Origin of the sequence: Nocardia sp. NPDC051929 (assembly GCF_044548645.1) — a bacterium.
In the GTDB taxonomy this organism is placed as follows: domain Bacteria; phylum Actinomycetota; class Actinomycetes; order Mycobacteriales; family Mycobacteriaceae; genus Nocardia; species Nocardia sichangensis.
This window is the reverse complement of the sequence record NZ_JBIUCG010000014.1, coordinates 1-22,525: the sequence shown is the minus strand read 5'-3', so window position 1 is coordinate 22,525 and position 22,525 is coordinate 1. Positions and strand designations below refer to the sequence as shown.

General features: G+C 64.0%; 21 protein-coding genes. 20 read left to right on the top strand and 1 reads right to left on the bottom strand.

Going from position 1 to position 22,525, the window contains the following annotated elements; all coding sequences use genetic code 11:
- Positions 1-81 precede the first annotated feature (81 nt).
- Positions 82-1,557, bottom strand: a complete 1,476-nt coding sequence (locus ACIHAX_RS19690) for a hypothetical protein (RefSeq protein WP_397278912.1) — start codon at positions 1,555-1,557, stop codon at positions 82-84.
- 295 nt (positions 1,558-1,852) lie between these two features.
- Here ACIHAX_RS19690 and ACIHAX_RS19685 point away from each other — a divergent pair, with 295 nt between their 5' ends.
- From ACIHAX_RS19685 to ACIHAX_RS19590, 20 genes are all read left to right on the top strand, one after another.
- Positions 1,853-3,421 carry an FAD-dependent oxidoreductase gene (locus ACIHAX_RS19685; RefSeq protein WP_397278910.1) on the top strand — a complete coding sequence of 523 codons (1,569 nt, stop codon included), beginning with the start codon at positions 1,853-1,855 and terminating at the stop codon, positions 3,419-3,421.
- Positions 3,418-4,371: an ABC transporter ATP-binding protein gene (locus tag ACIHAX_RS19680; RefSeq protein ID WP_397278909.1), complete on the top strand. Its 954-nt coding sequence runs from the start codon at positions 3,418-3,420 to the stop codon at positions 4,369-4,371. The genes ACIHAX_RS19685 and ACIHAX_RS19680 overlap by 4 nt, the downstream gene beginning before the upstream one ends.
- The gene (locus ACIHAX_RS19675) at positions 4,368-5,141 is read left to right on the top strand and encodes an ABC transporter permease (RefSeq protein ID WP_397278907.1); all 774 of its coding nucleotides are present in this window, start codon (positions 4,368-4,370) and stop codon (positions 5,139-5,141) included. Before ACIHAX_RS19680 ends, ACIHAX_RS19675 begins: the two co-directional genes overlap by 4 nt.
- Positions 5,138-5,929 (top strand): ABC transporter permease, encoded by a 792-nt coding sequence (locus tag ACIHAX_RS19670; protein WP_397278905.1) that lies wholly within the window; start codon positions 5,138-5,140, stop codon positions 5,927-5,929. Before ACIHAX_RS19675 ends, ACIHAX_RS19670 begins: the two co-directional genes overlap by 4 nt.
- Before the next feature lie 36 nt (positions 5,930-5,965).
- Entirely contained in the window at positions 5,966-7,126 is a 1,161-nt protein-coding gene (locus ACIHAX_RS19665; RefSeq protein WP_397278903.1) for an NAD(P)/FAD-dependent oxidoreductase, read from the top strand.
- A gap of 1 nt (position 7,127) precedes the next feature.
- Entirely contained in the window at positions 7,128-7,721 is a 594-nt protein-coding gene (locus tag ACIHAX_RS19660; protein WP_397278901.1) for a hypothetical protein, read from the top strand.
- Between the two features lie 2 nt (positions 7,722-7,723).
- A complete protein-coding gene (locus tag ACIHAX_RS19655; RefSeq protein WP_397278899.1) occupies positions 7,724-8,926 on the top strand; it encodes a DegT/DnrJ/EryC1/StrS family aminotransferase in 1,203 nt (400 codons plus the stop codon).
- Positions 8,923-10,113 (top strand): glycosyltransferase family 4 protein, encoded by a 1,191-nt coding sequence (locus ACIHAX_RS19650; RefSeq protein ID WP_397278895.1) that lies wholly within the window; start codon positions 8,923-8,925, stop codon positions 10,111-10,113. Before ACIHAX_RS19655 ends, ACIHAX_RS19650 begins: the two co-directional genes overlap by 4 nt.
- Entirely contained in the window at positions 10,110-11,195 is a 1,086-nt protein-coding gene (locus ACIHAX_RS19645; protein WP_397278893.1) for a hypothetical protein, read from the top strand. The genes ACIHAX_RS19650 and ACIHAX_RS19645 overlap by 4 nt, the downstream gene beginning before the upstream one ends.
- Positions 11,192-12,508 carry an aspartate aminotransferase family protein gene (locus ACIHAX_RS19640; protein ID WP_397278891.1) on the top strand — a complete coding sequence of 439 codons (1,317 nt, stop codon included), beginning with the start codon at positions 11,192-11,194 and terminating at the stop codon, positions 12,506-12,508. The genes ACIHAX_RS19645 and ACIHAX_RS19640 overlap by 4 nt, the downstream gene beginning before the upstream one ends.
- Complete coding sequence (locus ACIHAX_RS19635) at positions 12,505-13,458, top strand: NAD-dependent epimerase/dehydratase family protein (RefSeq protein WP_397278889.1); 954 nt, start codon at positions 12,505-12,507, stop codon at positions 13,456-13,458. Before ACIHAX_RS19640 ends, ACIHAX_RS19635 begins: the two co-directional genes overlap by 4 nt.
- Positions 13,455-14,117 (top strand): HAD family hydrolase, encoded by a 663-nt coding sequence (locus ACIHAX_RS19630; protein WP_397278887.1) that lies wholly within the window; start codon positions 13,455-13,457, stop codon positions 14,115-14,117. Before ACIHAX_RS19635 ends, ACIHAX_RS19630 begins: the two co-directional genes overlap by 4 nt.
- Before the next feature lie 4 nt (positions 14,118-14,121).
- Positions 14,122-15,423, top strand: coding sequence for a condensation domain-containing protein (locus ACIHAX_RS19625; protein ID WP_397278885.1), 1,302 nt, complete (start codon positions 14,122-14,124; stop codon positions 15,421-15,423).
- A gap of 24 nt (positions 15,424-15,447) precedes the next feature.
- Positions 15,448-15,729, top strand: a complete 282-nt coding sequence (locus tag ACIHAX_RS19620; RefSeq protein ID WP_397278883.1) for an acyl carrier protein — start codon at positions 15,448-15,450, stop codon at positions 15,727-15,729.
- A gap of 101 nt (positions 15,730-15,830) precedes the next feature.
- The gene (locus ACIHAX_RS19615) at positions 15,831-16,757 is read left to right on the top strand and encodes a GNAT family N-acetyltransferase (protein ID WP_397278881.1); all 927 of its coding nucleotides are present in this window, start codon (positions 15,831-15,833) and stop codon (positions 16,755-16,757) included.
- Positions 16,750-17,730: an LLM class flavin-dependent oxidoreductase gene (locus ACIHAX_RS19610; RefSeq protein ID WP_397278879.1), complete on the top strand. Its 981-nt coding sequence runs from the start codon at positions 16,750-16,752 to the stop codon at positions 17,728-17,730. Before ACIHAX_RS19615 ends, ACIHAX_RS19610 begins: the two co-directional genes overlap by 8 nt.
- Before the next feature lie 143 nt (positions 17,731-17,873).
- Positions 17,874-19,472 (top strand): AMP-binding protein, encoded by a 1,599-nt coding sequence (locus ACIHAX_RS19605; RefSeq protein ID WP_397278877.1) that lies wholly within the window; start codon positions 17,874-17,876, stop codon positions 19,470-19,472.
- An 80-nt stretch (positions 19,473-19,552) separates the two neighbouring features.
- Positions 19,553-20,713 carry a non-hydrolyzing UDP-N-acetylglucosamine 2-epimerase gene (gene wecB / locus ACIHAX_RS19600; protein ID WP_397278875.1) on the top strand — a complete coding sequence of 387 codons (1,161 nt, stop codon included), beginning with the start codon at positions 19,553-19,555 and terminating at the stop codon, positions 20,711-20,713.
- Positions 20,714-20,752: 39 nt separating this feature from the next.
- Positions 20,753-21,151, top strand: coding sequence for a GNAT family N-acetyltransferase (locus ACIHAX_RS19595; RefSeq protein ID WP_397278873.1), 399 nt, complete (start codon positions 20,753-20,755; stop codon positions 21,149-21,151).
- A gap of 673 nt (positions 21,152-21,824) precedes the next feature.
- Positions 21,825-22,211 carry a hypothetical protein gene (locus tag ACIHAX_RS19590; protein ID WP_397278871.1) on the top strand — a complete coding sequence of 129 codons (387 nt, stop codon included), beginning with the start codon at positions 21,825-21,827 and terminating at the stop codon, positions 22,209-22,211.
- The last annotated feature ends 314 nt before the right edge of the window (positions 22,212-22,525 follow it).

The window sequence follows — 22,525 nt, the reverse complement described above, 5'->3', positions numbered from 1 at the left end:
ACACCGCCTCACGGAAATGAACCGCCGAGCCGTGGTTTGCCCTCGCACCACCCTGCGACAAACGCTTTATTGCGTCGGGTCTCATCCCGCGATCGACAGGCTCGACTGCTGCCCATCCAGCCATGCGACGAGTCGTGGCCAGGTGAGCATGAGATCGTGGCTCAGAAACACTTCGTTCTCCGTTGCGGTGATCACTCGTGCGCGCATGAGTTGGCGGAGCGCGGTGATCGCGCCGGTCGTGCCGGTCAGCGTCCGATCCAGCTCGTCCCGGGCAACCCGACGTCTGGTGTCGTCCGCGCCCTCCCGGCACGACACCAGGCTGAGAATCAGGCGCATAGCGTGCGGACGCTGGCTGAGCGACAGGCTATCCCACACCGTGTCCGCGGCTCGGTGGAGCACTCCTTCGATGCCGCCGATTCGTTGATAGCCCGCGACAGTCAGCCGCGTGCCTTCACGCTCGGGCCACAGCGCGCTCATTGTCATCGACAGGATCGCCAGATTGCTCGCTCGGAAGCTGAGGTAGCTCCTGCGGGTCGGACTTCCGACGACGGCAGCGAGCAACAACTCCTCCAACCCCGACTCGATCGTTACGCCGCGCAGCCGTGCCGGTTCCGTGATCGCGGCGCGCAGTTCGTTGGGCTCCATGGCTTCCAGCAGATAGCTGCGGTGTGTCAGCGTATCGGCGAGCAGCGGGCACGCTTTGCTGATGCAGGTCCAATCGGGGCGTAGCGAGATCAGCACCACGGCAGTTTTGGTCGCGGCCGTCAGAAATCGGCGCATGGAATCGCGGGTTGCTTCTTTCAAGGTTGGCGAGAAATAGACCTCGAACCCGTCGATGATCAGCAGGGTGGTGGACTCGGGTCTTACGTCGAGTCGTTTCGAATCGGCGATGACGTCGCTCATGTCATGCGCGGTTATGTCGTTCAAGGACACTGTCCGAATTTGCCACTTGAGTGTTTGTGAGTTCTCCAGTGCGGGAACCAATCCCGCTTCGATCAGCGAAGTCTTTCCTACGCCTGCCGCACCGACCAGCGCGATTACTCGCTTCGGGTCAGCAGCGTCGGCGGCGGTGTGCAGGAGGGTTAGTAGTTCGCGGATCGCGTTCTGCCTGCCGGTGAATACCGCCGCGTTGTCTCGGGTGTAAGGCGCGGAACCGGGGAACGGCGACGTGGTGACGGTGACCGCCCGCCCTGCCTTGAGCGGCTGAGCGTCCAGCCAGAGTCTCTTCCAGAGCTTTACGTCCAGCAGATCCGCTGCGGTGGCACTGCGACGCCGACGAGTGCCACTCACGAGTTCGAGAAGTACTGGCGTGAAGGTCTCGAAGCGAGCCGGCAGCGTTCGTCCGGCCTTCCAGTCACTGATCCGCTGGGCTGATACCGGTCCGGCAACCCGCGTGCCCCTCGGTGACACAACATGCCGTTGCGCGGCCGCGGCCAGCTGCCGGAGCGACGGGTTGCCCGCCGCCTCATACAGCTCACCGAGCCGACGCACGAACTCCGCGCGCGGTGTCTGTGTGATCTCGGTGCATCCTGCCCGGGAAGGAGCAGTTCTGGCCATATTCGGTTACCCCCGTTCGCGCATGACCGCCGCTGACGCAGCGGTCGATTCTCCCCGTCCTCATAACTAGAGACGCAGCGACAGCTCGCGTGGTTCCACGAGTTGTGCGCCGGATGTTCCAGGCTTCGCAAGCCGACGCCGACCGGACCGATCATCATCGGAGCTCAACTCGCGGATCGGTCCTGGTTCGTCCGGTCCGGATGTCCGGACCGGACAGTTGTTTACACGCAGTGACCTGCGTCTCCGCACTCTCGTTCTGCATGCGCCATTGAATACAGCTCGGTAGGGGACGACCGTGGTGAGCGGAGGGGCGAGCGTGGCCGCTGATTGGCCATTCGGGCTATTGATTCAAACGGAGGGGAACTTGCAAAGGCACGGGCAGCGCCGACTGATCTCCGAGGGAACTCCGCGTGACCGACGGTACGACGTAGTGGTCATCGGGGCGGGCCTGGTGGGTTGTGAGGTGGCGCAGCGACTTCGGCGGCAAGGTGCCGACGTCATGGTCATCGAGGCCGGTCCGCACCGAGGCCACCGGCACATCGGCGAACGAGCGGAAACCGAATATCTCGAGAACCGTGACACTGATCCGGACTTTCGAGCTTACTTTCCGTTCGATAGCCACGCGGGCCTCGGAAGCGCCGGGTACCGCCGCCGTGTCGGTGGGCGCGGCTTGTACTGGCGGGGAATCGTCCTGCCGATCGAGCGCAGAGCGCTGGACGACTGGCCCGCGGAGGTCTCGAACAGACTGGCCGACGGGCCGAATCAACCTGGTTCCTATGCGCGGCTCATCTCAGAACTGGATCAGTGGGTCGGTGTGGGCGGAACAAGCGCTCCGAGAAACACGTGTGAATCCAGAATGCTCGACAAGCTGGAGGATTTCGGTTTACACGCCGTGCCGACGCCGCGTGCTGTGCGGACAGGTGTGGACGGCCGGTGGTCGGCATACAGTGCGGTAGGTGAGCTACCCAGCGAATGCGTCCGGTCTGGTGCCCCGGTCACTGCGATAGTTCCCGAGTCCCGAGGTTTTCGGGTTTCCATCGACTTCGACGCGTGTGTCGTCATGGCGGACAGGGTAGTTCTCGCGGGCGGCGCCTTCGAGAACATCAAGCTGGTGGACTCGATGCTGTTGGAAGTGAATGCGTCTCGGCCGTCGGAGTATCCGGTCTTCGATCATGTGGCCACCGGCTCGGTGATGTTCGAACCGAATGTGACATCCGGGTCGGCGGACGCGAGCTCCGGCTCCGTGGACCCCCGCGTGCCGGCCGAGGGATCGGTGTGGTTGGGGTACGTACCAGAGGCCGATTCGAATCTGTTCTTCGAGCAGCGACCGATGCACGGCGGCGTAGTCCACGACAGCTGGACGATGGGGGAATACCCGATACACAGCCCTGCACTGCTCACGGTGTCTCGTGACCGTGGCCTGACGCTCGACGTTCCGGCACGATCCGTTGCCGCGGTATCGGAATTACACGAACGTCAAATCCACGCTCTTCGAGCCGCATTGGATCGCTGCGGCATCGACCTGGCAGGTGGCGCAGTGGGCGGTTACCGAGCTGCCGAAGAGCTTGCGCTCGGGAATCCCGGTGCGGCGTTCCCGTACTTCGAGCCGCCAGGAGACGTCGATCACGAATCCAGCGGGCTCGCGATCGGTGGAGATCTGGTGAGTACCGAAGGAGAACTGCGCGCTATCCCGGGAATCTATGTGTCGGGTTCCGCGCTGTTCCCCCGACCCGGTGCGGCGAATCCGTCGTTGACATCGCTCGCGTTGGCCGCGCAAATGGCCATACATCTCGGCTCCGGCGGCGGTGCCGTGAGCCCGCGCAACGACGTTTCCATTGACCGCGAATTGGGAGTATCGAAATGATCGTCGTCGAAGACCTGGTGCGTGATTTCCGCGGTGCTGGTCGGCGGGGGAAGCCCCGCCGTGCATTGAACGGTCTGTCGTTGCACGTCGGGGCCGGAGAGACGTTCGGGCTTCTCGGACCGAACGGCGCGGGCAAGACGACCCTCACGAAAGTGCTGACAACTTTGCTCGTCCCGACGAGCGGGTCCGCTCGGGTCGCGGGGTTCGATGTCGTGGATCAAGCGCGAGAGGTGCGTCAGCGTATCGGCATAGTGTTCGGCGGGGAGCGGGGACTCTACGATCGGATCACGGCACGCCAGAACCTGGTGTTCTGGGGCACCCTCGCCGGTGTGCGGCGCCGTCAACTCACGATCCGAGTCCAGTATCTTCTGGAACGGGTGGGACTCGCCGAGCGGGCCGACGAAGCTGTCGAAGGCTATTCGCGGGGAATGCGCCAGCGTCTGCACTTGGCTCGGGGACTCGTCGCAGACCCGGATGTGCTGTTCCTGGACGAGCCGACATCGGGAATGGACCCCGCCGCTGCCCACGACTTCCGCAGCCTGGTCAGGGAGTTCAGTGACTCGAAGACAATCCTGCTGACGACCCATGACATGAAAGAAGCCGAGGTGCTGTGCAACCGGGCGGCCCTCATAGACCGTGGCAGGATAATAGGCCAGGGCACGACCGGCGAACTTCGCCGTAGCCTGCCCACTCAGGACCGGGTCGATATGGTGATCCCTGCCGGCAACACCGGTCTGATCGAAGAGCTGACAACCCTCCCTTTCGTTCGCGGCGTCCACGATTCTGATCTGGGTGCGGACGCCCGCCGGGTCGAAGTCGCCCGGCAGGAGGATGCGGCCGTTCTGCTGCGGTGGCTGCTGGACCGAGGCGTGACGACGATCAGTACCAGCCCGCCCTCGCTCGAAGAGGCATACCTGAGTTACATCGGCGCCCGGGGGCTGCGGCTATGAGCACCCGCGCGTTCCTCGCCGCAAGCAGGGTGCAGGTGCTCACAAGCATCAGAGCCCCAGAGCATCTGGTCATCGTGTTTCTCGCACCGTGGTTCTCGCTGATCTTTCTGTCGATGAGCTCGTACGCGGGGCGAATGGACTTGGCCACCGTGATGGTTTTGGGTACCGGGCTTATCGGTGTCTGGTTCGTCGCGGTTAATGTCGCCGCCGGAGCAATTCACAACGATCGCATCATGGGAACGTTGGAGATGGCGATCGTGTCACCGTCGAATTACGCGATCGTGCTGTGCGGGCGAATCATTCCGATCGTCGTCCTGGGTACGCTGGTTATTCCGGAGGCTTGGCTCGTCGGAAAGTTCGCGTTCAATGCGGAGCTCGAGCTGCGAAATCCGCTACTGGTCTCCATCACCCTTGTGATGACCTGCCTCGCGACGGTCGGCACCGCGACGCTGCTGGCGGCCGTGATGGTTATCTCTCGCAATACCCGGATAATCCAGGGAAATCTGGAGTATCCGCTCTATGTGCTCGGCGGGACGATCCTCCCGATCGATCAGCTTCCTGACGTCGCCAGGCTCGTCGCCCGGCTGTTCTATCTGTCTTGGGCTGCGGATCTCCTCCGAGACGCCGCGCTGCGCAGCTCGGTGCCGGATGCCAGGGGACGACTGGCCATCATCGGCGCCCTCGGGGTGGTTGCCTTCATCAGCGGAGCCGTTCTGGTGCGGTACACGATCTACCGAGCACGCCTTACGGCTTCGGTGAGTACGTCATGAAGTCCGTGACGGTGGTGTGTGCGTCGGCGCGTGTGGGGATCCTGGAACTGCGCACCATCTATACCGTGCCGGCTTTCATATCCACGGTGATCCTGCGGGTTGTCTTCATGGCGATCTTCTTCGGTATGACCGCGAAGTGGCTTGGTGGTGGTGATTTCGCCGAGTATGTGCTTCTCGGAAACTGCGTGGCGGTCATCGTAGTCGAGACCATGCAGGCAACGAGTACGGCTGTCCTGGAACAAACGCGCGGAACGCTACCGTACCTCCTTGCGTCCAAGAGTCGTGTCGGAATTGTGTTCCTGACCCGCGGTTTCCATTGGCTGGTGACCGGCGTCGCCACTTCTGTCAGTCTTCTGCTCCTTGTCGCTCTGCATGGCGATGCGCAATGGTCTGTCGCCGATGCGGCAAAAATGATTCCGATCCTTCTGCTGGTTTCCCTGTCGAGTTACTTCCTCGGCGTGGTGATGGGTTCTATCAGCATCCAGTTCGTCAAGGCGCGTGGGATCATAGCCAGCACATCGTTCTTCGCGCTGGCAGCCTTCACCGGAGTGAACGTTCCGGTCGAAACGTGGCCCGCTCCGGTGCAAATCCTCGGGGATCTGTTGCCGCTACGGTGGGGTTTGGCTGCGGTGCGGTCGGTGTCCGATAGTGCACCGGTCGGCGATGTACTGCAGTTCTCCCTGTACGAGGCGCTCGTGGCTGCCGGGTGGGCGACCGCTGCCTTCCTCTGTATGAACGGTCTGGTCGAGCGTGCAAGAAAGAATGGAACCTTGGATATCTCGGTGTGAGCGCACAGATGTCGAATCCGAACTTTGACTAAAACGATGGAAGAGAATATGCAACGAGCGCATGTTGATATCGCCGTTGTCGGCGGGGGACTTATCGGGGCTTCTTCGGCCCTGCACTTGCAGGCCGCTGGACTATCGGTCGCGATTGTGGACAGTGCGCACGAATTTCGCGCTTCGAATGCCGCCGCAGGGATGCTGACACCTGCCTGCGAGTTCGATGACTGGATGCCGAGCGCGTTCTGGGAGTTGCTTACCGAGGGCCTGGAATACTACAAACCGTTCTTGGAACGGTTCGGCTTGGACCACGATGCGACCGGGTATCGTGATTCTGTTTTCACGCTCCTGCAAATGCGTGAGACCGGTGTCGACCTGCGCCCGCGTCTGGATATGCTGCGGTCGCTGAAGGTCCGGTCCGATTGGCTCGACGGGGACGATGTCACATCGGTCGAGCCCAACCTCTCGCCGGGAGCGTATACCGGTGCCATCCGCATCCACGATCAAGGCGTCGTCAACCCGCTGTTGCTACACGACGAGGTCATGAAACGGTTCGTTTCGGACGGCGGCCGGGTCATCAGCAGTCCGGTCGTCGATTTCGGCGAGCGAGGCGACGATGTACTCGTCAGCACCGCTGACGGATTGGTGGTGACCGCGGCGAAGGTCGTGCTTGCGGCCGGTCCGTGGACCGCCCAGGTGGCTGCGCTCGCCGGCCATCAGCTGCCGGACTACACGCCGGTCAAGGGACAGATGGTCGAGTTGTCCGGCCCTGCCCGGCTCACCAACAGCGTGGTGTTCATGCCTGCCGGTGGGTGCGGGTCGATCGTCGAACGCGCGCCGGGCCAATACATCGTCGGTACAAGTGAGGAGTACGTGACACCCTCGGTGGCCAATACCGCGGGGGTTGTCGGAGCGATTCTGACCCGATTGCGGCGAGTGCTCCCTGCGGCCGGCGAGTGGTCGATAGAACGAATGTGGACGGGTTTCCGACCGATGCTCACCGACGAGTTGCCAGCTATCGGAGAAATCGGTGGTGGCGAATTCATCGTTGCCGCCGGACACCATCGCAACGGTGTGTTGCTGGCTCCGTTCACCGGCAAGCTCGTTGCCGATCTTATAGCGGGAACGAGAGATTGGGACCTGTCACCGTACCGACCGGATCGTCCGCAGCGACGGCACGCACGTTTCGCGGGGAAATACTGAAATGAATGAAACAGAAGTCAACTCGGCGCCTGTCCGAGTCCACGGACGGCTCGGCATCGAGAAAGAGCGCAGGCTCCTGCTCGATTGGATGCGAGCGAACCTGCCGATCTGCGAAGACTGGCTGGCACGGCGTGCGCTGCTGGAATCGGCCTCCGACTGCCTGGACGGGTTGCGTGGCCGCGGCATGTCCGTGCCGTCGGCGCCGACGGCGGACGAGCCGGCCGGTGAGGCCGAGGTAGGAGTCGGCGCCCCGGCGGCACTGCCGTCGCGCTGGCTCTCCTTCGTGAGGGCTCTGCGAATCGACCTGCACGAATACCAGGCGTCGATGACAGCGAGCAGACTGCCGAGCATCACGGTGGTGCCGCTCGAGGAGATTCCGGTGCCGGTATTCGATCCGGAATCGCGTGATCTGTTCGTTCCCGGATACGTGCTCGACGCCTCGTTCGAAAGAATGTTCGTGCCCTCTCCAATGTTTTCTCGGCCCCCTGCGATCACGCGATCCTGGATTTTCTTCCAGAGCTTGGTGATCGACAAGCCGCACATGGGCAGCGCCGTCACCGCTGCGAGTCACCTCGGAATCAGAGAGTCGGATTGAAAATGCGGAACGCCTCGGCAATAGAAGTTTCGACGGAAGGTCTGCTCCCGTTCGGGCGGCCGATTCTCGGGGAGGAGGAATGCGATGCCGTGGTCGCGGCCCTCCGCAGCGGCGACCTGGCCACGGGCCGTATCGTCGCCGAATTCGAGGAGGCATTCGCGCGTCGGTTCGGCTTCGCGCACGCAGTCGCTGTGAGCTCGGGAAGCGCTGCGAATTTGGTCGCATTGGCGGCACTGGGAGCCCTCGGTCGTCTCGAGCGGGGCACACCGATCGTGGTCAGCGGGGCCACATTCATCAGCGCGGTGTCGCCGGTGGTTCAACTCGGCTTCGTCCCGGTGTTCGTGGATGTGAAGGCGGGTGAGGTGAATACTGATCTCGCCCTCGCGCTCGCCGCCGTACGAAAGAACGGCGCACGGGGCGCGCTGCTGCCGCACACGATGGGCCAGGCGTTGTCGACGGACGGATTGCGGGCGCTTCGCGACGAGGGTGTCACCGTGATCGAAGACTGCTGTGAGTCATTGGGTTCCGCCGATGGCGATGAACGCATCGGACACGTCGGTGACGCCGCCACCTTCAGCTTCTACGCGGGGCATCACCTCACGATGGGGGAGGGCGGGGTGATCGGCACGAACGATGCGGAGCTCGACGCCAAGCTCAGGAGTATTCGCGCGTTCGGCAGGGACGCCACCTATGCAGGTGAACGCTTCGGGTATCCGGTCGGTGATCGCCGTATCGCCGCGGAGGAACGGTACGTCCATCTGCACCTTGGCTACAACGCCAAACTCACCGATATACAGGCCGCTATCGGGCTCGTCCAGCTGCGGCGGGCCGACCGGTTGCAGGAGGAACGACGGACGCTGGCCGGGCTGCTGTCTGCCGTCCTCCGGGAGAGTGGATGGCGGGTTCTGGGCGATCCGGTGCATCGAGGCTCTTCGCCGTTCGGTATCGCCTGTCTGGTGCCGGAAGGACGCTCGGCTCGCGAAGCCATCCGAGCGTTGTGTGCGCACGGCGTCGACGGGCGCGGATTCCTCGGGGCCTCGCTCACTGAGCAGCCGTGTTTCGATGACGTTCCGCATGTGATCCATGAGCCGTACCGACACGTCTTCGAGCTCGCGGATCGGGGTGTGCTGATCGGTTGCCCGCCTGGAACGGACCGCGCCGCCGCCGTCGGCGCCCTGCGTGGTGCGGTGGAGGACCTGCGATGAAGCTGTTGCTGATCGCGGAGAAGTATCCGCCAATCGTCGGTGGCGGCGAGACCCACCTCCACCAACTAGCGGTCGGACTCTCCGCTCTCGGACACGAAGTCACAGTCGTCACCGAGGCGGTGGGCGAGGCGAACGGTGCCGCGGGTTACCGCGACGGCACCGATGGTGTGCGAGTTGTGGAGGTTCACGGTCTGGCCGACGCTTGCCAGAACCTTGCTCTGAAAGACGGCCTGGAGACCGTCTCGCGCATCTTGCGCACGGAGCGCTACGAGCTGGTGCACGTATTCAATTACGTTCCTGCAATAACGATTTCGCTCATTCGAGATCTGGTGCGGAGTCCGCTTGTCGTTTCGTTGTTCGAAACCCACGTTCCCGGTGTCCGAGTGTTCGACCTCTTCGAGGACTACGAACTGGAACGTAGCCTGCAACGCAGTCTGGCCGCCAGTATCGATGCGGATCTCATCGTCTGCGGCTCTCAGGCGTACGTCGACTGGGCCCGCGACGGCGGATTCCGTGCTCCCACCGAAATGATCGAGTTCGGCACCGATCTGGGCCGATTTGCGGCGGCAGGGGCGATGCGGACTGCCGAGCGGGAACGATACGGCTGGACAGAGGATTTCGTGGTGCTGGTTCCCGCGCGTCCGGTTCCGCGCAAGCGGATCGAAGACGCGATCGTCGGGATAGCACGCCTCGGTGAGCGCCGAGGCAACGCACGTCTCGTTCTGACCGCGCCGACCGGCCGGACCACCGAGGGGTACGCCCGTGTCCTGCGTGAACTGGCCGACAAGCTCGGTGTCACCGACCGCGTGAGCTGGGTAGAGGGCCTCAGCTGGGAGGACATGCCCGGACTTTACGCGGCTGCGGACGCGGTAGTGCTTCCATCGTCACATGAGGGCTGGGGAATTGCACTGAGCGAGGCGATGGCTGCCGGTCGTCCGGTTATCACGACCGACATCGAGGGTCACGACGAGGTTGTCCGTGATGGGGAGACAGGGCATTTGTATCCGCCCGGCGATGTGAGCGCGCTCGCTCGGCAAATCGAACTGGTCATGACGACGGATCAGAGCGCGATCGTCGCCGAGGCGCTCGCAGAGGCGGTCCGCCGATTCGACCGCGCCACCGTCGCGAGTAGGCATTCCGACCTATACGCCGCGGTGGTGCGGCGGACACGAGAGGGGAACATGTGATCGAGGTCTCTACCTGGAACGCCCGCCATGATCTGCGCGGCGCGGCATCCGCGCTGCACGAATGGATCGCAGGGGGGCACACCCAGGACCCCGGCGGCGCGTACTGTGGCTGGGCGAGCGGCGCGGATGGAACTCTGTCCGAACCATATCCGGAGATCACCGGCTATTTCTTGACGTACTGGTCATGGGCGCTCGACCAGTTCGGCGCGCAGACGACGGACAACCACCGGCGGGCGGCCGACTGGCTGGCCGAAAGGTTCTCGCGCGGTGACTACGCGGGGCGCCCGCGGCGTGACGGTGCGACCGTTTACTACTTCGACGTCGCGATGGCGGCGCACGGTCTGCTGCAATGGGGTGCCGCGAACGACTCCGCCCGGCACATCGATGTCGGACTCGATGCGGTGGCGCTCATCGAAAGCGCGTGGCAGGGTCGCGCCCCGCACTGTGTCGACGAAGAGGCGGCGGATGTCGCCACCCGGTCGAAGTGGTCCCTGTCCGGCACGACCCACCTGTGGAAAGTCGTCCAGGCGCTGCTGAGTGCCGAGGTGCACGGGCGCGCGAGCGCGGGTGATCTCGCGGACCGGATCATCGTGGGCGCATTCGAGGCGCTCGGTGCGAGCGATGCCGTCCCGATCCGTACCAGCCCCGGCGGTCCCATATCGATGCATGCGGTTTGCTATGGGGCAGAGGGATTGTGGGTTTGGGGGAAACGCCGTGGTGACTCGCGTGCGATCGACGCTTCCCGCAGCCTCACCGAGTGGTTGACGAATCGGTCGGATACCGATGGCAGCGTTCCCGGCTTCGTGGATCCTTCCGACACGGGTGAACGCACCCTATGCCAAGGGGATGTCTTGGCGCAGGTGTCGCGCTTGAACAGGCTGCACGGTATCGACAATGGCCGCGCCGTGCCGCTGTTGGAAGAACTCGAACGAACCGTGCGTAACGACGAAACAGGCGCGTGGATGCCGTACATGCCCGGTCTCGAACACGAGGACAAGAATACTTGGGCGACCATGTTCGCCGCTCAGGCGCTCGCGTTCGGAGAAGCGGGCGCCGCGCCGCGTTGGGATCAACTGGTATGACTTCGGCGCGGACACAGGCACAACGGCACCGGCTGCTAACCCCCACGCGACCGACAGATCCCATCTCGGTCGAGCACTGCTCGGGTGCCTGGATTTACAAGGAGGACGGTTCCCGATATCTCGATGGATCGAGCGGCTTGGTGTGTGTCAACATCGGGCACGCCAATCCTCGAGTGATCGAGGCGATGCGGGCGCAAGCCGCGACGGTCTCGTTCGCGGGGCCCGCGACTCAATGGCCGGCCCGGCAACTGGAACTCGTTGAGCGCCTCACACGCCTGGTCGGGCGTCCGGAGGACGCCGTGGCCTTGGCATCGAGCGGCACATCGGCGGTCGAGATGGCAATAGCCATCGCGAGGAACATCGGGCGTGCGCAGAACGGACCGCGACGCAGCCACATCCTTACTGCGAATCTTGGCTATCACGGCAACAGTGCGTTGACACTGGGGCTGTCCGGTCACCGTCGGCGCAGACCCCGCGGCGAGGACGGCTTCGGGCTCGCTCCCGCCTTTCCTGCCCCGTACCCGCCATCTCACGGCGGCTGTCGTTGCGATGCGATGTGCGCCGAGGAGGTCGCGGCGGCTATCGACACGCTCGGCGCGGAAAATGTCGCCGCCGTGCTGATCGAGCCCATCAATGGCACGACCGGCGGTGCGTTCGTTCCGCCGGAGGGGTATCTGCGACGACTCTCGGACATCTGCCGTGAACGCGGTGTGCTGGTAATCCACGACGAAGTGCTCACCGGGCTCGGGCGGACGGGGCTTCCGTTGGCGAGCGACCGTTGGGTCGGTGCGGCACCCGACATCTGCGTTCTGTCGAAGGGATTGGGCGCAGGTTATGTGAGCGCCGGTGCGGTCCTTGTCGCGCCGGAGAAGGCCGAATACCTGGGTGGTGCGGGCGCCACTCCTCTCCCGATGATGGGGACGATGACGGCGACACCATTGCAGGCAGCTGTCTGCCTCGCGGTGCTGGACGAGCTCGAGGCGATCGGTGTCTTCCAGACGAAGACACGCGGCGACTTCATCGCCCACGAATTATCGTCGGCTCTAGCAGGGTTCGACATGATCAGAGACATTCGCGGTGCCGGATTCTTCTACGGGGTGGAGCTCCGCGACGGGACGCTCTGGGAGACCATCGCCGAGATCGAACGCCGCGGCGTGCTCTTGTACCCCTTCAGTGGCTATCGCCCCGATGGTGGCGGTGAGGGATTGATCGTCGCACCGCCGTTGAATGTCACCGAAAGCGAACTGCAACACCTGATTTACGCACTCGTAGGTGCGGTAGCGGTGGTCGAGAATGAAGGTGTAGTGAAATGACCCAGCTTGCAGCAGCTCCACGTGCACTGGTCACCGGGGCAGACGGATTCATCGGATCGCATCTGGTCGACGCATTGATCGATGATGGGTACCACGTCATCGCCACGGTACGCCGGACCTCACGATCTCAGATCGACCGTCGCTTCACGAATCTCACGGCCGAGCGGGTCGAGGAGCTCGGTGAACTCCTGTGCATCGACCTCGCGGGCCCCGACGCCATTGATACCCTGGCTCGGGTCGAGGCCGACGTGTGGTTCCACCTTGCCGCCGACGCGTATGTGCCAGCGTCCTTCGGTCAACCTCGCAGCGTTGTGGCCACGAACATCGCCTCGACTGCGAATGTCCTCGAAGCCGCTCGTATTGCCGCGCCGCGACATCTTCTCGTCACGAGCTCCAGCGAAGTGTATGGATCGCACGGCGACCCGATCACCGAAAAGGACGCGCTGTATCCGTCGACACCGTACGCTGCCTCGAAGGTGGCTTGCGACCGGCTTGCCTATTCCTACCACTTCACCTACGGCCTACCTCTGACGATCGTCCGGCCCTTCAACTGCTACGGGCCGCGACACGTCTACGATGTCGTGCCAATATTCCTACGGCGCGCTCTCGCAGGGGAGCCGTTGGTCGTGAACGGGACCGGGCTGCAAACCCGCGATCTCTCGTATGTCGCCGATACTGTCGCGGCATTCATCTCGCTGTCCAGGCTGTCGGGTAGCGGGGAGGTCTACAACATCAGCACTGGTCGCGGCACAGGGGTGCTCGAATTGGCCACAGAAATCGTCTCGCTCACAAACTCCGACAGCCGGATCGTGCACGGCGAACGGCGGCTGGGTGAGGTCGACGATCTGGTGGGCGATTCGTCCAAGTTGCGTCAGGCGACGGGGTGGCGGCCGAAGTGGGATCTGGCCGGCGGCCTGCGGGCCAATATCGATTGGATGAGGGGAATATGAGCGTGACCTCGAGGAGCACCGTAGCGCTGCTCGTCGACGCGGGTGGTGTGCTCTTCAACAATGTCACCGAAGAAAGTAGATTCATCGAGATTCTGGCCGCGCGGTGGAAAATGGGACAGCAGGATCTCTTGGTCGCACTCGATTCCCTCGATGCCGCCTACGAAACGGATTCCGAGGATGTCATCGATGTACTTCGGAAAATTGTCTGTGCGGCAGGTGGTCGATCACTGACCGACGGCGACGCGCGGTGGCTGGAGGAGACTTACGGCGAGCAAGTCACCTCGATCGCACCTGCCTTCGAAGCATTGGCCGCCATCCGGGTGGATCATCCCACTGTATCGCTTGTACTCGCGAACAACGAGGCGCGCAGGTGGGACATGGTGAAGAATGCCCGCTTCGGACATTTCGCCCTGTTCGACCGGATAGCCTCGTCATGGGCGGTCGGTGTCGTCAAGCCTGAACCGGAGTATTTCGAGGCCGTGGGCCGCATGATCGGAATACCATTTAGTTCGACGATCCTCGTCGATGACAATCCCGACGTGCTTGCCGAAGCGGGTGCCTTGGGCATGAGAACCGTACGTGTAATCGACCGCGTCTGGCCGAAACATGAGCTGGATGACGCGATAGCGACTGTGCAGAATTTCGAATCAACAAGGTGAGGCGATGATCGATCGAAAGTCAGTGCCGTTGCTGCCGGAGCAGCGCCGATTCTTGACCAGGGGCCTGCCCGGTGAAAACCATTGGAACCAGGCTGCGGTGTGTTCGATACCCACGTGGATCGGTGCCGACCTGCTGGGTCGGGCGGCAGCCGTTGTCTGCCGTCGCCACGAAGCGCTGCGGGTGCTTCTGGAGCCCGGTAGCGCGGACGTGGGATGGATCAGCGATCCCGCCTCGCTGTTCGAGGTGACAGATGTCGACCTGACCGGCGAGTCCGACACCCGTGTGTTCGCGCGGGAGTGTGACCGGATCCAGGAAAGCCTCGATCTGCGGGCGGGGCCACTGATTCGGCTGGCGCGAATCGGTTGGGGGCGCGGCGAAGCGCGGCTACTCATCGTTGTGCATCACTTTCTCGTCGACGGCGTGGGTTTGGGCATTCTGATCGGCGATCTCGAGCAGGTGTGCATCGCCTTGTCACGCGGCGAACCGATACCCTCGGCGCGACCGGCGCCGGGCGCGCACGAGTTCGCCGCGTGGCTGGAACAATGCGCGGAGACCCCTGCGATCCGCGCCGAGGTCGACGCGTGGGAGCGCATCGGTCGCCCGGTCGAACCGGTGCGCCTCGATCGCGACGCACCGAATACGATGGCCACGACGGAGGTCGTGACCCGATCGCTGGGCGCCGAGACCACGCGCGCGGTCATGGATCTGGTACGCGGTAAGTATCGAGGGAATCCGACGGCGGTTCTGCTGTCGGCGATCGGGCCGACGATCCGCCCGAGCGGCGACGCGCTGCGGACCAACCTCATAGGTCACGGGCGCAGTGGATTGCCTGACCAGCCGAGAGTCACACGCACGGTCGGATGGCTCTCGACGCGCTACCCGGTGACCTTCGAATTCCTGCCGGACCGCCACGGCATCGCCGACCGCGCCGCCGCTATCGCCGCGCAGTTGCACGAGATCCCCAACTCCGGCACGGGATTCGGACTGTTGCGCTACCTCAGCCGTGACGCTGAGATCAGAGGGCGATTGGCGGCTCTCGGTGAACCCGACATCACCCTGAACATTCGGGGTGGCGGTCGGGGGCCGGAGCCACAGCTGTTCCAACCGGCCGCCGAACCGGCCGGTGAATCCGAGACATCGACCGGATTCCGCGAGCATGTGCACGGCATAGATATCGCGTCCCACGGCGGCGAACTACAGCTCGTCTGGTACTTCAGCTCGACTCAGTTCGACCGCACCACCATCGAAGACTATTGCGCCGAAGTCGCGGACCGACTCCGTTCGGGATTGGTTCCGCAGCGCTGAGGCTCGATTCACGGAAAGAGAACAATGACAGAGCAGAACGACACGGCTGTGACGGCCGATCGTATACTGGCCGTTATTCTTTCGGCGGCGACTCGAGCGCTGGGTAGCTCGCCGTCGCCGACTGACAATCTCTACGATCTGGGGTTGGATTCCTTGAGTGCGCTCGAGTTGTGCGCCCTGGTCGAAGACGAAATTACCGATGACTGCACGCCGGACGACGTGATGGGTACGCCGATCCCAGTCGACCTGGCGGCCCTACTCGCCGATCGAGGCGTCGAGATCATCGGCTCGACGCAGGCCGAGTGATCAGCGTGGAGATCACGGTGCTGCGCAGCATTTCCGAGGTCGGGAATGAGGGCTGGGACCGATTGCTCGACGGCGGAGACGGTTCGATGTCGGCCGCTTGGATGGCCGCCGCCGAACGCACGCCGGGGACGAAGTGGGCCTACATCTGCGCGCTCGACGGCGACGACCTGGTCGCAGGAATGCCTCTGAGCTATCGGAAGTACGAGCCGACGCGGGCCTTCACTTCGGAGCACCTTGCGGGCGGGCTCGGTGTCGATCCGGGGCGTTGGGCACTTGCCGGCGCCCGAATGGCCGCTCGGAATTCGGTGGCGGTGGTGGCTGCGGCCGAGGCCGGGGCGGTCCGGCGCAGGCTGCTGGCGGAGGCGAACAGCGTCGCACGGCAATGGGGACTGGACGGTGTCGTTTTGCCGTATGTCCCTGCCGAACATGTGGGGGCATGGGCCGAGCTGGAGCCGTACAGTTCAGCGGTCGCAGCCGATGAGGCTGTGATCTCGTTGCCGTGCGGTGACGAGGAAGACTATCTCGCCATGCTCACGGTCAATCGGGCACGTTCGGTGCGGCGAGAACAGCGCGAGTTCGATGCCGCCGGATATCGGATAACGCGTGTTCCGGCGGATCCGGCGTCGGCGTCGGCGCTTGCCCCGATGCTCGCCGAGGTCGAACGAAAGTACGGTGGCAACGGAAGTCTCGGCGGCCTGACCAAGGTGGTAGCACATTCGCTCGCGGCCTGCGCGAACAGCGGTCATGTGTTGCTGAGTCACGATCCGGCCGGGAATCTATCGATGTGTGCGTTGATGTATCGGTTCGGAGACAGCCTCTACGCGAGATTTGTCGGCCGTCGGCCGGATTCGGAGAGTGGCCCGTTCGAGTATTTCAATGTCCTCTTCTACGAGCCGATCAGGTGGGCGCTGAAGGAAGGGATCGACCGATATTTTCTGGGGCAGGGGTCGATTGCGGCGAAGTCGTCGCGCGGCGCGAGCCGGCAGGAACTCAGCCACTTGCTCTGGCGGTGCGGGCAGGATGAATGATCTCGACGTGCTGAAAGAGGTCAATCTACTGGTCGAGCCGCAACAGGGCAGCGGCTACGAGGCGATCTTGCGATGCGCATTCCACGCCGAGAAACTCGGATTCGGCGGGGTGTTCACCAGCGATCATTTCGTGCGCGTCGGCGACGGCGATCCTGGCGCGGGTCCGCTGGACGTCTGGCTCCTGCTGGCGGCCCTGGCGGTGCAGGTGCCGCGCATCCGCCTCGGTTCGCTGGTGAGTCCCATAACATTTCGGAACCCCGTCGGGCTGGCGGTCGCGGCGGCACAGATCGACCAGATGTCAGGCGGCAGGATCGAACTCGGCGTCGGCGCGGGATGGTTCGCAGCCGAACACCTGGCGTTGGGGGTCGGTCTGCCGCCCGTGCGACAGCGAATGGATGCCCTTGACGAGGCGTTGCGAGTGATCCACGGGGCGTGGGCCGCTACATCGGATGGCGTGGCGTACTCGTTCGACGGACGGCATTGGCGCGTGGACGGCTGGCCGGGCGGTCCGGTGCCGGTGCAACGCCCTCATCCTCCCGTCATCGTGGGAGGTGTCGGTCCCGTCCGCACCATCGATATCGCGACCACCCACGCCGACGAGTACAACGTGCCTTTCCAGACGCCCGATCAGGTATGTGCCGCCTTCGATCGAGCTCGGCGTGCCGCCAGCGACAAAGGCAGGGCGACACCGCGCCTGTCGGCAACTATCGCGCTCTACGCGGGTACGACACGGCTCGCCGCGCTGCGACGAATAGCCAAAGCCGCGGAATCGGTGGAGGAATTGCCGGACTTCGGCGGTTTCGGCACCGTCTCGAAATGCGCGGAGATTCTCGACGGCTACTGGTCCACCGGCGCGGAGCGGATCTACCTACAGATCGTGGATGCGGGCGATCTGGCCCACATCGAGTTGCTTGCCGAAGCCTGTCGGATCAGCCTCGACCGTCGAGCGAGGGAGAAAGGGGGAGCACGGTGATCGAGCCGATCGATCGAACGGAGATGACACCTCGACTGCTTGCCCGATATCTGCTGACATGCACGAAAACGGCTAGCCTGCACGATCCGTCGAGTGGCGATAAGGACATCGCGGCGATTGTCGCCGCGGCGACGAGCGTCGCAGTGCGGCTCCTCGAAGCGGGTCTGGGCCGGGGCGACCTCGTGATCGTGGTCGGTGAGCGTCCGGGTGCGGCATTGCCCGACTTGCTGGGCACGTGGTTGGCCGGATGTATCGCGCATCTGACCTCGTCACTGGCTGCCGACAGGGGAGGCGAGGATGGAGCCGAACTCTGTCCGACCGTCCGGGACGGCGAGGTGAGTTACGTTGCCGCATCGCGACTCATCGGCGCGGTCCGCGCGGAGCTGCGCTCCCGTCGCGAACACGGAACACTTCCCGACGACGCGTGCTACGTCGCCGTGACCTCGGGCTCGACCAGCACGAGCCGGGCGATCCTCGGTAGCGCCCGGTCTCTGCTCGCTTTTCTCGAATGGGAATCATCGACTCTGGAAGTCGGTCCGGCGGACCGGATCGGAGCGGTGACGAGCGGCTCGTTCGACGTCGCCTACCGCGAGCTGTTGTTGCCGCTGCGGTCCGGTGCGGCGCTGGTGACGCCGCCGAGCGACCTACGGGGCAGAGACGCCGTCGACTGGCTGATTGCCGAGAACGTGACGATTCTGCACGCCGTGCCCTCCATTGCCGAAGCGTGGCTGCGGCGGGCTGGTGGGCGAGGCGCGCGAATGCCGCTCCGGTGGACAATTTTTGCGGGTGAGCCCCTACGCGGATCGGTTACGGCCGCGTGGCGGGAACGCTGCGTCGAGGGAGCACGGGTATGCAATCTCTACGGCCCGTCCGAGACGACCTTGGCCCGCTTCTGCCATGTGCTGACCGGACTGGAGGACGGCAATGGCATTTTGCCGGTCGGTCACGCTCTGCCCGGAACCTCCGTCGGGATCGTCGACGAGTCGGGTTTCGCGCTCCCGCCGGGGTCGCCTGGGCGGATCGTAATCGTCACCTCGGACGGCAGCTACGGCTATGTGGGCACACCCGGCGCTGATCCGGCTGCGCCTATGAGCCGTTCGATGCGTTACGAAACGAGCGATCTCGGGGTGGTCGACGAGCGCAACGGCGGGTTGACCGTCCTTGGGCGTTTGGACAACCGGCTGAAGAGAAACGGGGTATGGGTCGACACGGACGCCGTCGCGAATCTGGTCGAGGGGCTGTATCCGGACACGAGTTGCGTCGTTCTCGTGGACCGCGGGCCGCGTGGTCCACGCCTCGCGGTGTTCGTCGCGTTCGCTCTGCCGATCGACGCGGAGCTCATCCGCAGGGAGGTTCTGGCCCGCCTCGGGCCCGCGCACGTCCCGAATAGTGTGGTCGGCGTCGCGGAGTGGCCACGACTTCCGAGCGGGAAGATCGACCGTCTCGGGTTGCTCCGCCGCCATACCGGAGGAGGGAGCCCGGCCGACCCCACCGCCGAGGCGATGGTGGAGCTCGGCGATGTGGTGACCGCTGTGCTCGGCAACCGGGTGCACCGGAACGACAGTCTCATCGAAAAGGGGCTCGATGCGTACGGGGCCGAGTTGATCAGCGAGTTCGTGGAGGGACGTTTCGAGATCGAATTCACCGCCGGCGCGGTGCTCTCCGCACGCACGTTGCACGGCTTGGATGAGCGGATTCAGGCGGCTCGCCCGGAAAGCGGATTACCAACTGATATCCAGTAGCCGTGCGGTAGCCATATGTCGCGTGTCGAGCGCGGGAGCACGGGCTGTACCTATGGGAAGAACACATCGGGGGAAAAGGAATGTCGGCTCGACGTATCGCCGTGCTCTATGGAACGCGGCCGGAAGCAATCAAGGTGGCCCCGGTTGTGCGAGCGCTGCGAAGCTGTTCGTCCACAGATTGCCTCGTGATCTCGACCGGGCAGCATCGAGGCATGCTCGCACACACGGGGACCTCGCTCGATGACGTGGCGGCGCACGATCTGGATGTATTCGAGCCCGGTCAGTCACCGAACATGATCATGTCGAAGGTGCTGTCGAGGCTGGATCCGCTGCTGAAACAACTGGACCCGGACGTGCTCCTCGTGCAGGGCGACACCTCGAGCGCAGCTGCCGGCGGCGTCTCCGCCTTCAATTGCGCGATACCGTTGGTGCACCTCGAAGCCGGACTGCGCACCGGGGACATGGCGTCACCGTTTCCCGAAGAAGGAAACCGTCGGTTGCTCGGTCAACTCGCCTCGTTGCACCTTGCGACGACCGTCCAGGCGCAGAACAATCTACTGGCGGAAGGCGTTGCCCAGAAAAAGATTCGGGTCGTCGGAAACACCGTCGTCGACGCACTCTCGGATGCGCTCGAGCAGTCGGCCTCGTTCTCCGATCCGGCTGTAGCAGAAGTCTGTGGTGCCGCGCCTGATCTCGTGACGATAACCACCCACCGGCGGGAGAATTGGGGAGAGGGCATCATCGGGATCGGCGGGGCCGTCCGCATGTTGGCGAGCCGACTTCCGGATCACGTATTCGTTCTGCCTCTGCATGCCAACCCGATTGTTCGTGCCCCCTTGACCGCTTTGCTGGGCGAAGTCAAGAATGTGATACTGACCGAACCCATGGGATATGTCGAATTCGCGCACCTCATGGCGCGTTCCAAAGCTGTCCTCACCGACTCCGGGGGCGTGCAGGAGGAGGCGTCGAGCCTGGGAAAGCCGTTATTCGTATTGCGTGAGAGCACCGAACGTCCCGAGGTTCTGACCGGGGGATCCGGGAGGTTGGTCGGCACCGAGGCGGAGCGAGTGGTCGAGTCGGTGCTCAGCGTGCTGTCGGACGAGGTCGGGTACGAGGAAATGGTGCGGTCGGCGAATCCGTATCCGCCGGGACGAGCCGCGCCCCGGGTAGTTTCGGCGATCGCCGAAGTGTTGGGCGGCCTGCCGGATCCGACAGCGCACGGTGGTGTGCCATGCTGGTGATGGTTGCTGCGTGAGATCTGTTGAGCCGGAAGGTGTTAGATGACGACCGAGCTTCGTATCCGCTTTCTCGTCGACGACGAGGCGGTGTCGCGCCTGCACACGGAAGCGTTCGGCGGAGATTTTTCGGTCGACCCCTGGCGGGCACGGCTGGAGCGGCACAGCAAGTCCTGGGTCGGCGCCTTTGCTGAAGACCGGCTGGTCGGCTTCGTGCACGCGGTCTGGGACGGTGGACGACACGCGTTCCTTCTGGACACGGCGGTTGCTCTCGATCACCAGCGTCAGGGCGTCGGAACCACGATCGTTGCCGCCTTGATCGATGACCTCCGTGCTGCTGGCCTCGAGTGGCTGCACGTCGACTACGAACCTTACCTCGACAGTTTCTATCGCGGCGCTTGTGGCTTCACCGATACCGGCGTGGGCATCCTCCGCCTCAACTGACCTTCACCCGCCGCCCGTCCATCGGTGCCGAATCGGCGGCCCCTGATCGCAAGAGCACTACGCCGGGTGGCGGCCGGGCTGCGCATCGGTGGCGTCCTCACTGCCGACGATGGCCGCTCGATACACCGCGACCGTGTCCACCCCACGGTCCTCGATCACGACCCGTGCCCCAACGAGGGCCGCGGTGATCTGCTCGTATTGCGGACCTTCGAACCCAGCAGATGTCGTGCGTTCCTACTTGACCCCATAACCACATGTCCCCACCCGGACCGACCAACGGGGTCCCGTCAGTTCGTCACTCACGTCGAGAAGTGGTGCAATACAGCGCCTTCAACAGTGATCGAATCGAAGTGAATGCTTGCAAGGCTTCGGTGGCCAGCGCGGAGGCATTATCTGTTCATTAACCGATCGGTTCTGCACGTCACCGATCTCGCGCGCGTACGCGCAGTTCACCGATCGCGCATCGTGTCCGGATCGTGTCGCTTCGACGGTCCCGGAGTCCGTCTCGGCACCAAGGGACTCAAGACGCTGTGCTCCGCGCATACTCCTGGGCGAGCGCATCTCATAAGTTCTGTCTCGTATGAGCGGCAGGTAGGGGTTCTGCGGGGGGCGGATTTTGAACCCGGCCCACCGAAGTGACGCAGCGGCCAAGGCGAGCAATGGAACATTACGGGTGGCGGCGCATCCTGCTGCCCCCCACACCGTCGAGGCGGTCCGGGAGGCGATCAAGGACCTGGAAGTAGGCGACCGTCCCAACCCGCTGGGGCTGCTGTCTCCGGCCCGAAACGGGTCGCTGCGCAACCCGAACAACTTCGGCCGCACCTGGCGCGCGGCCCGTGGCGAGAACTTCGCGTGGGTGACCCAGCGTACGTTCCGCAAAGGCGCGGCCACCGCGGTCGACCACGCCTACGGCGATCCCGAACGCGCCGCCCGCCAGCTCGGCAACACTCGCGCGGTGGCCAAGACGCACTACATCGATGTCCCGGAGACCGTTCCGGACAATCGGGACCTCCTGGAACGCTGGGCCCGCGGCGATGAAGGCGAAAGTATGAGATTTTGACTGGCTCGGGTCGAATCCGGTCCCATGCTGATGAACAAGAAAACCCCTTCCGAGGCTGGTCGGAAGGGGTTTTTCTATGTCGGGCTGACAGGATTTGAAGGTTGCGTCCGGCAGAGTGGTGTACCAGCGTCGGCGCTGGCAGTTCGCGCGCTCAACAGCGCGGTGGCCCGCCGCGGTGAAGTGGCCGGCTGCAGCCTGCACTCCGACCGCGGGTCGCAAGCCGTATTCAATCGGTCGTCGCAACACCGGTTTGTTGGAGCGATCGTAGCTGCTCGGTGAAGGCTTCAGCGGGCGTCTTCCAGCCGAGGCTTTTG

Excerpts from the sequence above, each read along its gene's own strand:
- ACIHAX_RS19690 (WP_397278912.1), bottom strand. The coding sequence starts at position 1,557 with ATGGCCAGAACTGCTCCTTCCCGGGCAGGATGCACCGAGATCACACAG.
- ACIHAX_RS19680 (WP_397278909.1), top strand. The coding sequence starts at position 3,418 with ATGATCGTCGTCGAAGACCTGGTGCGTGATTTCCGCGGTGCTGGTCGG.
- ACIHAX_RS19675 (WP_397278907.1), top strand. The coding sequence starts at position 4,368 with ATGAGCACCCGCGCGTTCCTCGCCGCAAGCAGGGTGCAGGTGCTCACA.
- ACIHAX_RS19670 (WP_397278905.1), top strand. The coding sequence starts at position 5,138 with ATGAAGTCCGTGACGGTGGTGTGTGCGTCGGCGCGTGTGGGGATCCTG.
- ACIHAX_RS19665 (WP_397278903.1), top strand. The coding sequence starts at position 5,966 with ATGGAAGAGAATATGCAACGAGCGCATGTTGATATCGCCGTTGTCGGC.
- ACIHAX_RS19660 (WP_397278901.1), top strand. The coding sequence starts at position 7,128 with ATGAATGAAACAGAAGTCAACTCGGCGCCTGTCCGAGTCCACGGACGG.
- ACIHAX_RS19655 (WP_397278899.1), top strand. The coding sequence starts at position 7,724 with ATGCGGAACGCCTCGGCAATAGAAGTTTCGACGGAAGGTCTGCTCCCG.
- ACIHAX_RS19650 (WP_397278895.1), top strand. The coding sequence starts at position 8,923 with ATGAAGCTGTTGCTGATCGCGGAGAAGTATCCGCCAATCGTCGGTGGC.
- ACIHAX_RS19640 (WP_397278891.1), top strand. The coding sequence starts at position 11,192 with ATGACTTCGGCGCGGACACAGGCACAACGGCACCGGCTGCTAACCCCC.
- ACIHAX_RS19635 (WP_397278889.1), top strand. The coding sequence starts at position 12,505 with ATGACCCAGCTTGCAGCAGCTCCACGTGCACTGGTCACCGGGGCAGAC.
- ACIHAX_RS19630 (WP_397278887.1), top strand. The coding sequence starts at position 13,455 with ATGAGCGTGACCTCGAGGAGCACCGTAGCGCTGCTCGTCGACGCGGGT.
- ACIHAX_RS19625 (WP_397278885.1), top strand. The coding sequence starts at position 14,122 with ATGATCGATCGAAAGTCAGTGCCGTTGCTGCCGGAGCAGCGCCGATTC.
- ACIHAX_RS19620 (WP_397278883.1), top strand. The coding sequence starts at position 15,448 with ATGACAGAGCAGAACGACACGGCTGTGACGGCCGATCGTATACTGGCC.
- ACIHAX_RS19615 (WP_397278881.1), top strand. The coding sequence starts at position 15,831 with ATGGCCGCCGCCGAACGCACGCCGGGGACGAAGTGGGCCTACATCTGC.
- ACIHAX_RS19610 (WP_397278879.1), top strand. The coding sequence starts at position 16,750 with ATGAATGATCTCGACGTGCTGAAAGAGGTCAATCTACTGGTCGAGCCG.
- wecB (WP_397278875.1), top strand. The coding sequence starts at position 19,553 with ATGTCGGCTCGACGTATCGCCGTGCTCTATGGAACGCGGCCGGAAGCA.
- ACIHAX_RS19595 (WP_397278873.1), top strand. The coding sequence starts at position 20,753 with ATGACGACCGAGCTTCGTATCCGCTTTCTCGTCGACGACGAGGCGGTG.